The 11,721-nt window shown below is 48.4% G+C and carries 13 protein-coding genes; 11 read left to right on the top strand and 2 right to left on the bottom strand.

Annotated features, from left to right (window positions below):
• The first annotated feature begins 15 nt into the window (after positions 1 to 15).
• From KD909_RS01990 to KD909_RS02010, 5 genes are read left to right on the top strand one after another with little or no spacing between them, the layout of a single operon-like run.
• The gene (locus tag KD909_RS01990; protein ID WP_211782204.1) at positions 16 to 1,368 is read left to right on the top strand and encodes a phenylacetate--CoA ligase family protein; all 1,353 of its coding nucleotides are present in this window, start codon (positions 16 to 18) and stop codon (positions 1,366 to 1,368) included.
• A 26-nt stretch (positions 1,369 to 1,394) separates the two neighbouring features.
• Positions 1,395 to 2,720: a nucleotide sugar dehydrogenase gene (locus tag KD909_RS01995; RefSeq protein WP_211782205.1), complete on the top strand. Its 1,326-nt coding sequence runs from the start codon at positions 1,395 to 1,397 to the stop codon at positions 2,718 to 2,720.
• Positions 2,708 to 3,838 (top strand): glycosyltransferase family 4 protein, encoded by a 1,131-nt coding sequence (locus KD909_RS02000; RefSeq protein ID WP_211782206.1) that lies wholly within the window; start codon positions 2,708 to 2,710, stop codon positions 3,836 to 3,838. The genes KD909_RS01995 and KD909_RS02000 overlap by 13 nt, the downstream gene beginning before the upstream one ends.
• Before the next feature lie 33 nt (positions 3,839 to 3,871).
• Complete coding sequence (locus KD909_RS02005; protein WP_012727418.1) at positions 3,872 to 4,621, top strand: hypothetical protein; 750 nt, start codon at positions 3,872 to 3,874, stop codon at positions 4,619 to 4,621.
• A 4-nt stretch (positions 4,622 to 4,625) separates the two neighbouring features.
• A complete protein-coding gene (locus tag KD909_RS02010) occupies positions 4,626 to 5,276 on the top strand; it encodes a hypothetical protein (protein WP_211782207.1) in 651 nt (216 codons plus the stop codon).
• A gap of 9 nt (positions 5,277 to 5,285) precedes the next feature.
• On the opposite strand, the gene KD909_RS02015 is transcribed toward KD909_RS02010, so the two are convergent.
• Together KD909_RS02015 and KD909_RS02020 are read right to left on the bottom strand one after the other, a co-directional pair.
• Entirely contained in the window at positions 5,286 to 6,050 is a 765-nt protein-coding gene (locus KD909_RS02015; RefSeq protein WP_211782208.1) for a MerR family transcriptional regulator, read from the bottom strand.
• Positions 6,051 to 6,097: 47 nt separating this feature from the next.
• Complete coding sequence (locus tag KD909_RS02020) at positions 6,098 to 6,562, bottom strand: GNAT family N-acetyltransferase (RefSeq protein ID WP_211782209.1); 465 nt, start codon at positions 6,560 to 6,562, stop codon at positions 6,098 to 6,100.
• A gap of 213 nt (positions 6,563 to 6,775) precedes the next feature.
• Here KD909_RS02020 and KD909_RS02025 point away from each other — a divergent pair, with 213 nt between their 5' ends.
• The 6 genes from KD909_RS02025 (at position 6,776) to KD909_RS02050 (ending at position 11,630) form a co-directional block, all read left to right on the top strand.
• Positions 6,776 to 8,479 carry a glycoside hydrolase family 13 protein gene (locus KD909_RS02025; protein ID WP_211782210.1) on the top strand — a complete coding sequence of 568 codons (1,704 nt, stop codon included), beginning with the start codon at positions 6,776 to 6,778 and terminating at the stop codon, positions 8,477 to 8,479.
• A 119-nt stretch (positions 8,480 to 8,598) separates the two neighbouring features.
• Positions 8,599 to 9,261, top strand: coding sequence for a Type 1 glutamine amidotransferase-like domain-containing protein (locus tag KD909_RS02030; RefSeq protein ID WP_211782211.1), 663 nt, complete (start codon positions 8,599 to 8,601; stop codon positions 9,259 to 9,261).
• A gap of 114 nt (positions 9,262 to 9,375) precedes the next feature.
• A complete protein-coding gene (locus KD909_RS02035; protein WP_211782212.1) occupies positions 9,376 to 9,792 on the top strand; it encodes a YwiB family protein in 417 nt (138 codons plus the stop codon).
• Positions 9,792 to 10,220, top strand: a complete 429-nt coding sequence (locus KD909_RS02040; RefSeq protein WP_211782213.1) for a hypothetical protein — start codon at positions 9,792 to 9,794, stop codon at positions 10,218 to 10,220. The genes KD909_RS02035 and KD909_RS02040 overlap by 1 nt, the downstream gene beginning before the upstream one ends.
• A 167-nt stretch (positions 10,221 to 10,387) precedes the next feature.
• Positions 10,388 to 10,906: a GNAT family N-acetyltransferase gene (locus KD909_RS02045; protein ID WP_211782214.1), complete on the top strand. Its 519-nt coding sequence runs from the start codon at positions 10,388 to 10,390 to the stop codon at positions 10,904 to 10,906.
• Between the two features lie 7 nt (positions 10,907 to 10,913).
• Positions 10,914 to 11,630 carry a hypothetical protein gene (locus tag KD909_RS02050; RefSeq protein WP_078147689.1) on the top strand — a complete coding sequence of 239 codons (717 nt, stop codon included), beginning with the start codon at positions 10,914 to 10,916 and terminating at the stop codon, positions 11,628 to 11,630.
• Positions 11,631 to 11,721 lie beyond the last annotated feature (91 nt).

An 11,721-nucleotide genomic window follows, 5' to 3' on the forward strand; every position in this document is an offset into this window, starting at 1 on the left:
AGAGGAGACTACACCATGACAGGGTTTGCGCTTCGTGATTTATACATGAAATCACCGATTCGATTACAACAATGGATGACGACATTATATGGAATGAAACTATGGCAAGAACGGTACGGACGCACATATGAGCGTGAGTTAGTCGTTTTAGCCAATCGTCCAAAAGATGGGGTACTTGTCGCAGCCGATCAATTGAAGCGACTCAATGCGTTTCTCGAATTTTGTGCGATGCACAATGCATATTATCAAAAACTGTTTGAAGAAAACGAGATTGTTCTTCCCCTCCAATCGATGGAAGAGTTGAAGCGCATCCCGATCCTCGAAAAAGAAACAGTTCGTAAAAATCCGGACATCCACTCGAACATCAAAACAGACATTCTTGGACGGACCGGTGGAACGACAGGGACGTCCCTACAAGTTCATTTTACGAAAGAAGACTATCAAAGACGTATGGCCCACGTTGACTTTTTCAAAGCACAGCACGGGTTTGTCAGAGGAATGAAACGAGCGAGTTTCACAGGACGGAAAATTTGTAATCCGAATCAAGAAAAACCTGTATTTTGGCGCTACAATCGACCGCTCAATCAACTGCTGTTCTCGCTCTATCATGTCAATCCTCAGACCATCCCTCATTACATCGACGCATTAAATCGATTCAAGCCAGTCGTATTAGACAGTGCACCGTCTGCCATGATTGAAATCGCGAAATACATCAAAGAAAATCAGGTTCCACTTGAATTTCAATTACTGGCTATTTTTCCGACTGCCGAAACGATTACGCCTCAAGGAAGAGCCATCTTAGAAGAGGCGTTTAATGCCCCGGTCTTTGATCAGTACGCGTCTTCTGAAGGCGCGCCGATTTTAACGGAATGTATCCATGGCAATATGCATCTCCACCATGAAACAGGCGTGATCGAGTCGTATGGGGATCACGAGGAAATTTTAGTGACGAGCTTTACGACCCATGGGACACCGCTCGTTCGTTACCGGATTGGCGATCGGATGAAAATTGGAGAAGGGACATGTGCTTGTGGACAGGGAGGAACGTTCGTCACTTCCATTGAGGGACGCGAAAGCAATTATGTACTCACTCCGAACAAACAAAAAATCTACGAAGGAGATTTGACGACCGTTGTCCGAGTATTACCCAACTCGGTTATCCAAACGCAGTATCGACAACATGATTTGTATCATATCGAACTAAAATACGTCCCGGATCTGGAACGCTTCAAGCCAGAACATGAAGAGATTATGAGGAGCGAGCTTGAACTACTGTTCGGTAAAGAGGTCGTGATTACGTTGACCCCCGTGCAATCAATTCCTCGGGGACCGAATGGAAAAGTCATTGTGATTGATAAAACCGCATAATTCCGAATCTCAGGAGGCAGATGGACATGGATAAACTCATCTCAGAATCACGTACAACACGAAAAACCATTGCCAATCGTCACGTAGCTGTAGTCGGACTAGGATATGTCGGACTCCCTGTCGCTGTTGCGCTAGGTGGCGTAGGAGACGTCATCGGAGTAGACATCAATGAAACGCGTATCAATGAGCTTACCCTTCATCTCGACAGCACGCGAGAGGTTGAATCAGTAGACCTTGAGCAAGCAGCGGTCTTATATACGACGGATGTCGCCAAACTTGGAGAGGCGGATTTCATTATCGTGGCTGTGCCGACACCCATCAATGATCAAAATCAACCAGATCTAGGACCGATTTGTAGCGCGACTCGTGCTGTTGGGGCGCATTTAAGACCGGGCACGATTGTCGTATACGAATCTACGGTCTATCCGGGACTGACAGAGGAAGAGTGTATCCCCTTACTTGAAAAAACTTCAGGTCTCCGGGCCGGGATCGATTTTAAAGTCGGCTACTCTCCAGAACGAATCAATCCGGGCGACCGTGAGCATACGTTCCGCACAATCAAAAAAGTCGTGGCTGCCGAGGATGAAGAAACACTCGACGTGGTAGCGGCTGTTTATGAGACGGTAGTCGACGCCGGCGTCCATCGCGCCTCCTCGATTAAAGTGGCTGAGGCGGCCAAAGTGATCGAAAATACACAGCGCGATTTGAACATCGCGTTGATGAATGAATTGGCCATCATCTTCGATCGCATGAACATCGATACGCTCGAGGTGTTAGAGGCTGCCGGGACGAAGTGGAACTTCCTAAACTTCCGACCAGGTCTAGTCGGTGGACATTGTATCGGTGTCGACCCATTCTATTTGACGATGAAGTCTGAGATGCTCGGTTATCATCCAGAAGTGATTTTAGCAGGTCGTCGAATCAACGAGACGATGGGACGTTTCGTCGCCACATCACTGATTAAAACGATGATTAGCCAAAACATGGCCATTCTTGGAGCGCGCGTGACAGTCCTCGGGATGTCCTTCAAAGAGAACGTCAGTGATATTCGCAATTCGAAAGTGGCTTCCTTGATTCGAGAGGTCGAGGAGTTCGGCTTAGAAGTGCAGGTGTGTGACCCGCTCGTCGATCCGGAAGAGGTACGACGTGAATATGGAATCGACGTCAAATCATACTGTGACTTAAAACCAGCGGACGTCGTCATCTATGCCGTGTCTCACGATGAATTCGTTCAAGAGGGTTGGACGATTGCGAAACGTCAGCTGAAGTTAGGCCGTGGTATCGTCATTGACTTGAAAGGCATGCTCGATCGTGCGATGAAGCCGGAGGAGGTGCACTTATGGCGCCTTTAAAAATTCTCCAGTTCTGCGCTGTCGATATGACGGCGGATGTGTTGCTACGTCCTCTCATTGAGTCGCTCAAGGCGGAAGGGCACGAAGTCGACGTCGCGTGCGCTTACGGTGATCGGACGGATCGGCTTCGGGACGAAGGCTGGGTCATTCATACGTTGCCGATTGATCGAAAGTTTAGCCCGAAGCGTAACCTGCAGACCATTCAAGAGTTGGTGAGGCTATTGCGTCGTGAAAAATATGATGCCATCCATGTTCACACCCCGGTGGCCGCAGCATTAGGACGAGTCGCGGCCCGCATTGCCAGGACACCACATATTCTCTATACGGCACATGGATTCTACTTTCATGAACGAATGGGTCGAATCGCATACGAACTCGTCTTCTGGTTAGAAAAATCACTCGCGGCATTGGCGACCGATTGGTTGTTACTTCAAAGCGAGGAAGATTACTCACTCGCCAAAACAAGGCATTTCAAAGAAGACGAACGATTGATGCATCTCGGAAACGGAATCGATTTGACTCGATTTTATCCGACAGAGAAACACATTTCCCCAGAACGTTTAAAGTTTCTGTTCGTAGGACGGCTCGTTCAAGAAAAAGGAATCCTGGATTTACTCCAGGCATTCGATGAACTGACGAAACGCTATCCGAACGCGACGTTGACCATCGCTGGAGAGTTGATGACGAGTGAACGTGATCAAGAGACGGCGAAACAAGTCGAGGCGCACTTAGCCAAAAATCCACAGATTCACTACGCCGGATTCGTTCGGGATACCCCTTCATTATTTGCAGCACACGACGTCTTTTTACTTCCCTCTTATCGTGAAGGATTGCCACGCTCCATTCTCGAAGCCATGGCATCCGGATTACCTGTCATCGCTACCGATATCCGTGGCTGTCGAGAAGAGGTCACAGATGGGGAAACCGGCTTTCTCGTTCCGGTCGGTCGACCTGAGGCGCTGACCTTGGCGATGCGCTGGTTCATTGAACATCCTGAACAGTGTTATTCATTCGGGCAACGTGGTCGCGAAGTGGTCGAAGAAAAATTTGACGAAACGAAAATTTTAAGTCGTCAACTTCACCTGTTCGCACAAATTAGTAGCCGTGAAGTGGGATGAGCCGATACGTCAATCACGTAAGGGGGAGGCGGCATGGGAAAGCAACAACTGATTGATCACTTACAAGAGGCTTCTTCAGAAGGTCGCCTCACCATCTACATGTATCAGAAATGGCAAAAGATTCACGGCGGGGCAACCGTGGTGGAATTATTGGAAACGTACGGATCATGGTCGAACGTACTGCGTTTGGCTGGATTGGAACAGCAAACGCCACGGTTCACAAAGAAGGAAATGATTCAAATGCTTCGTGAAGCGGCGAAAGAGCACGATTCATTCAATAGTGCAGATTATCGAAAGTGGGCCATGACCAATGATGCACCGACGTTGACGGAGGTCGTCATTCAGTTCGGGTCGTGGAAAGTGGCACTGATTGAAGCGAATTTGAAGAGTATCATTTCGCTCGATCAAAAATGCGAAATCATCCAATCACTGCTCGATGCCAATGAAGAGATTCATCCATTGACGTCGACCGCTTACGCCAAATGGGCCAAGCAGAACCAACGTCCGAGTATCACAAAAGTCGTGAGGCGTTTCGGATCCTGGTCCCAAGCGTTAGACGAGATTGGCATCTCCACGCGCGAACTGTTCACGGAGAAGCAGATGATGGACGCGCTACACGAGGCAGATGAACATTTGACGGCTCTCTCACCGTGGGGGTATGAAGTGTGGCAAAAAGAAAAGGGCAACCGTCCAACATTAAAAGACATTCAACAAATGTTTGGTTCATTTGATGTGGCGGTCCGGGAGATGCGTCAAACCGCAAATCAGAGTGGGGGGAGATGAGAAGATGCGAATTGTACTCTGCACGGGTGACCATTGGAGTTCAACACTTGTCTATCAAGCGATACGGGATTTAGGCGTCACGCATGTGATTATGGAAGATGGTCCGACACCGACTCATGTCGACACGTGGAAAGGACTTCTGACACAATCGTACATTCGCTTCCTGACTCCCATGATGCGGCGATTCAGTCGAGAACGAATCAAGGAGTTGCAGTCACGGTATGCGTTCTGTGACGATCTGATTCCAGAACAGCGTATAGCGCGTGTCGTTTCCCTTCAAGACAAGAAAGCAGAACATACGATTCGACACCTACAACCAGACGTCATCATCATGTACGAAGCTGCAGAAATGAACGAACGGTTTTTACAAGAGATGAACTTTCCCATCTTAACCATCACCCCATCGATGGCAGTTGGGCAACGACACGCGTATTGGGGATTCCATACCCACACAGCGAGAAAAGAAGTTCAACTTTGCCAGTGGACGAAGAAAGGATGGACCCCACTAGCGAGTGAGGTCATCTATACCGGTGGAACAGACAACTTCTCGACCTTCCCTTATATTTATTTGGCGACGAGTCTCCCGATGTTGCAAAAACATCTTCAAATAGGACCGCAAGAAGACACCGAGCGACGACAAAAAGTCCAAGCCTGAGGCTTGGACTTAACTATTCGCGATACAATAGTATTGGATGGCCTCGTTATAATACGCAGCGAGCCCCGGCTCGAAGCGATCATAAAATGCCGTGAATCGCTCATCCGCCACATACATCTGCCCGAGTCCGCTGAACATGTCGAGTGAACAGTCGTAGAAGTACGTGTCGATGAAGCGATGATTGTCTTTCACAATCGATTGGACTCGTTCATCTTCGATAGCGACTTGTGAACGAAATAAATCGACGAGTGGCGCAATTAAATCGAGTTGCATTTGGTTGATGCGCTCCCAATCCGCTTTCGATCGCTTCTGCGCCAGATCTTGTGCTGTCTTGTAAGCTGAAGTCTCTCCCCAACGTTCCTGCACTTCCTCTTGATGTTTCGCCTCGTGAGCTTGAATCTCCTCATAAGATAATCCATCAAATAATGACTTGTCATCCATTGGAATCCCTCCTTTGAGTGAGGTGAGGGTCGCTTCTGCCGTCTCGGCGAGCTGCGCGAAATAGGCGGCTTTCTGTCGCAACGCCTCGATATGCTCGCTCAATACATCAATCCGGTTGAACGTCGTTGAATCAAGCAATTCCTCGATTTGATCGAGGGGAACATCGAGCGTGCGATAGAGTAAGATGAGTTGCAATCGCTCCGCGTCGCTCGAAGAATAACGCCGATAGCCGTTGACATCGCGACTCGCGACGAGAAGACCGATTGCGTCATAATGTCGAAGCGTTCGCGTTGTCGTTCCAGCAAGTGACGCAAGTTGTTGTATCGAATACATCCCTTCACCTCCTTAGTCAAAGCGTAAAGGTTGACGTCACGTCAAGGTCAAGCCTGTTTTTCAAACAGTGAGAATCCATTTCGTTCACCGATATAGTGGAAACCGAACCGAGGATAGTAGTTATTCAAGAAGGCGTTGTCGGCAACACAGTCCAATCGAATGGTCGAAGACGTGTTTGCTAAGGCATGCTGCATCAAACGTTCCCCAATGCGTTCACCTTTTACGTTCGAGTCCGTGACGAGTCGATGCAAATAGACGGCACCGTCCGCGTCATCCCATAGATGATGGTCCCAGTCGGTCGGTGGGATGAGACTGACGGCACCAACGACTTGCTGATCTCGTTCGTAGACAAACACCGTCCCGTTCATCAAATCGTGACGGACATAGTCGGAACGACTCGGTTCTAAATATTTGATCCATTGCGACTTTCCGGCTACTTGGAACTCTTTTGCTTTCTTTAAAATCAATTGATCGACTGCTGAAAAATCCTCCATTGTGGCAAATCGAAACATGATGAAGCACCTCGCTTTCATTTCTTTTCAAAATCGTGTAGGGTACACGTTGAGTATGCTGATGAAACATCTTTGTATCATCGAATGTTTTTTGGTAAGATAAATTTATTGCATCGTGCAAACGATTGCGCTAATGATATAAAGTTCACAGCACGAATAAGATAAGTATAAATGATGAGCAGTGAGTTTTGGGATAAGGAGTATCTAGATCACATGCAACTTTTACAACGAGAACAACAAACACAAACGCTTAAACGCAACTGGTGGAAAGAAGCCGTCGCCTATCAAATTTATCCTCGTAGCTTTTATGACGCGAATGGGGACGGAATTGGAGACATTCAAGGAATCATTGATAAGCTCGACTATTTGAAAGACCTCGGTATTGATGTTATCTGGATTTGCCCGATGTATAAATCGCCAAACGATGATAACGGTTATGACATTAGTGACTATCAAGATATCATGGACGAGTTCGGTACGATGGAAGACTTCGACCGCTTATTGGACGAAGTGCATCAGCGCGGTATGAAGCTGTTGCTCGACCTCGTCGTCAACCATACGTCGGATGAGCACCCTTGGTTCATTGAATCGAAGAGCTCAAAAGACAATCCGAAGCGCGACTGGTATATTTGGCGCGATGGGAAGCCGGACGGATCGAAGCCGAACAACTGGGAATCGATCTTTGGTGGCTCGGCTTGGGAATTCGATGAAGCGACGGAGCAATACTACTTGCACGTCTTCTCGAAAAAACAGCCAGACCTCAACTGGGAAAACGCTGAGATGCGTACAGCCGTGTACGACATGATCAACTGGTGGCTCGAAAAAGGAATCGACGGGTTCCGTGTCGATGCAATCAGCCATATTCGCAAAAACCCGACGTTCGCCGACTTGCCAAACCCGAACGACCTCGACTTTGTACCGTCGTTCGAGATGCACATGAACGTGGACGGAATTCACGACTATTTAGAAGAGCTTCGTGACGAGACGTTCAATAAACATGACATCATGACGGTCGGTGAAGCGAACGGCGTCTCACCTGACGATGCCCATCTATGGGTCGGTGAAAAGGAAGGGAAGATGAACATGGTCTTCCAATTCGAACACATGGACCTTTGGAGTGAAGATGTCGATTCGAAACTCGATGTCGTTCACTTGAAGAACGTGTTGACGAAATGGCAAAAAGGACTTGAGGCCGATGGATGGAACGCCCTTTACGTCGAAAACCATGACCAGACGCGTACGGTCTCGAAATGGGGAGACGATGAGCGTTACTGGAAAGAAAGCGCCAAGTCGATTGCGATGATGTACTTCCTCATGCAAGGGACGCCGTTTATCTATCAAGGTCAAGAGATCGGGATGACGAACGTCAAATTCGATTCGATCGATCAATATGATGACATCGCGACACGCAACCGTTACTATATCGGTGTCGAACAAGGGAAGAGTCATGACGAGATGATGCGCATCACGTGGAACTCGTCACGCGACAACACGCGTACACCGATGCAGTGGAGTGATGCCCCGAACGCCGGATTCACGTTCGCAGAGCAGCCATGGGTCGGCATCAACCCGAACTATACGGATATCAACGTCGAATCACAGCTTGAAGATGAGGACTCCATCTTTAACTTCTATAAAGAGATGATTCAACTTCGTAAAGATAATGAGACGTTTGTTTACGGGGCGTATGATGTCGTCTTGCCGGAACACCCGGAAGTCTATGCGTATACGCGTACGCTCGGTGACACGCAGTACCTCGTCGTCACGAACTTGACGGCGAAAGAGACGATGTTTGATATGGATCAGACACTTCGTGCGCAAGATGTCGTCTTGAGCAACATGCCGGTTGAAGGCGATGCGGAATCATCGCTCCTTCACTTGAAACCGTTCGAAGGTCGCGTGTATAAAATTAGCTAATGTTTCAGAACTCCAAGGTCGTGGACGAAAATTCGTCTACGGCCTTTTTTGTTGGAAAAAGGGGATCACGGCGACTCATGCGAACTCCTTATAGGGAGATGAAGAAGGAGGAAACGTAAATGAAACTGTTATTAACGTCAGCAGGTATTAAGAACGAAAGCATCAAACGAGCACTGCTCGAGTTATTAGACAAGCCGATTGAAGAGTGTGTGGCACTCTGTATCCCGACAGCCATCTATGCGTTGAACGGGGGAACGCAGCATGCATGGAACTTTTTCAAGGGGGATTTCTCGACACCGATGTGTGAGTTGGGCTGGAAGTCGGTCGGGGTGCTCGAACTGAGCGCGCTCCCGAGTATCGATGAATCGGTGTGGAGACCGGCGTTTGAACAGGCCGACGTCCTGTTAGTGAACGGTGGCGACCCGCTCTTTTTACATCATTGGATGGAACAGTCCGGGGTGGCGGCGTTGCTCCCATCCTGGGAAGGCGTCTACGTCGGATTGAGTGCGGGGAGTATGGTGATGACCCCGCGAATCGGAGAGGAATTTGTCGGATGGCGTTCATCCGACGACCAAAACGATGAGACGTTAGGGTTTGTCGACTTCTCGATTTTTCCACATCTCGATCACGAAATGCTACCGGAGAATACGTCACGAGATGCGGCAGAGTGGGCGGAAGCGTTACAGGCACCGGCCTATGCAATCGACGACGAGACGGCGATTCGCGTGAAGGATGGGAACGTCGATGTGATTTCGGAAGGGAATTGGAAGAAGTTTTTTTGAAGGGATACAAAAGCAATACGGATGAACAGGTTCACACATGATTGGGCGAAGTAGCGTCGATAGAACGATTCCTGTCAGATATGGTACGATGAATTGACGGAAAGGGGGATGAGCATGGCGATTGAACCACTTCGCGTGCGTGTCCAGCAAAAAACACGGATGAGTGACATGCCAGAGGCAATCGAACTCTCGGCAGACGGCTTATACTATCCATTGAAGACTGGCTTTATTTTAATGTTTGACCAACAACAAGAGGACGGACCGGTCCCGACGACAATCAAGTACACGCCGGAACGATTGGCGCTGATCTGTAAAGGACCGATCGAGATGAATCACTCTTTCATCGAAGGTCGCTTCACGCAAAGCCTATACAAGAATCCATATATGTCGATGACGATGGCGACGACGACATCGCGCCTCGATGTCTCGGAAGAATCATGTACGTTCGTATATGAGTTGTCCATGAATGAAGAAGATGTTGGCATATATGAAGTACGTGTCACGTGGACATTTGAAGGAGGAGAAGAGTGATGAACTTTACAGAACGCGTAAACAAGATTGAAGAGATGTTGAACGAAGACTGGTTCGAGATGCTCGAAACGAACGAAGAAGAATATGAAGAGTGGCGCGGTCGTCTCGAGGATCATGCCGAACAAGTCATCACGCACTATGACCAGGAGAACGGGGTCGATGTCAATTCGATTGATAAACTGCTTCAATTGAACGATGAGTTCCCGCTCCTTTACGGGGAAGACACCGTTCGCCTGTACATCGCACTTATTGAGGCGCGGTCAGAAGACAAAGCGGTCTACGATCGGTACGTCGATTATTTGGCAGCCATCAGTGATGCATCGCATGAACAGTTTTTACATTTCCATACGCTCGTCGAAGCAGGTCGGTTGGAAGAAGCGAGACAACTCGCGCCACATATGCCACAACGGCTCGGACTCGAAGAGTAAGCATGTCAAAAGTGTCATCTGAACAGGATGGCACTTTTTTTCATGCCTGAAAGGGGACACACTTCGACGAGAACGTCCATTTTATTTCGAAGGTATCTTCTCTAAGATGAAGGAACAAGGAAATCAAACAGAGAACGCGAATGGAAATGGTTAAAGGGGGAAATGTGATGTTAAGACTAATCAAAACATCTGTCGAACAAAAAGAACAGATTCTCGCATTTTTACAAGAATGGTACGAATGTGATGAGCGAATCGTCCCGACTTCAGTGGACCGTGAAACGACAGACTTTGAGGCGTACGTCAACACGTTACGTCAGAAAGAGTTACGTGAGAACATAGAGGAAGGCTGGGTCCCGAGCACGACGTATTGGCTCACAGATGGAGAAGAGCTTCTCGGGGCGGCGAACATTCGTCACGAGTTGAATGAATCACTTTTGAAAATTGGCGGGCATGTCGGGTATGGGGTGAAACCGAGCGCACGCGGGCGTGGACTCGCCACAATCCAACTGCAACTTGCGCTTGAGAAAGTGAAAGAACTTGGAATCGAGCGGGCACTCATCACGTGTAACCGGACAAATATCGCTTCCCGTCAAGTCATTTTAAACAATGGTGGCATTGCGGACACACCGTATACGGAAGAAGACGGGACAATCGTCGAGCGGTTTTGGATTGACTTGAAAGGGTGAGGACGAGATGGCGAACTGGATCATCATCTATTTGGCGCTGATTAACTTCTTCGGCATCTATTTGTTCCGGGAAGAGACCGTTCCTTCGAAAAAATGGTTCTCTTTCTCGAGCGGCATCGCCATCACGTACTTCTTCATGTATCTTTTGCCGTCCCTGAACAAACGCCAGGACACGCTTCGTGTCGATTGGTTGAATTTGGCGTTACCTTCAGAAATCTACATCGTCAGTCTCATCGGTTTCACGTTGTTTTACGGCACCATGCGGTTCGTTCGTACCCCTCACTTTCAAGATGAGGCGGTCGACCGGGCCGTTTCGTATTGGTTACAGGTGACACTCCTCACGGCCTATATGACCTTCTCGGCGTACGTGGTGACAGCCGACTCGGTGACGTTCGTTGCGAGAAGTTTCTATGCGACAGCGCTCGGTGTCCACTTTTTAGCGCTCGGGCATGACTTAAATCGTCATTATGGTGAACGTTACATGCGACAAGGACGCTATTTGTTGAGTGGTGGGATTTTACTTGGTGGGTTCTTTTCACGCTGGATTGACTTGGCGGCGCACGTCGAAGCACTCTGTTTTGCCTTCGTGGCCGGGGCGATGATTCTCAATATCGTGAAGTTTGAACTGCCATCCGACCGAAATTTGCACTTCCGCACGTTCGTATTGGCCGTGTGCAGCTATGGGGGATTATTGCTCATATTGAAACATCTTCTAAACTTCTGATGAGAACTTCACAAAAATGAATGACTGTTCATTCATCATTTGATATACTGAATTCAAGATTGAATCCGTTTTCAAAAGGGGGAGTTTTGGG

It is taken from the genome of Exiguobacterium sp. PFWT01 (genome assembly GCF_018255795.1).
Taxonomy (GTDB): Bacteria; Bacillota; Bacilli; order Exiguobacteriales; family Exiguobacteriaceae; genus Exiguobacterium.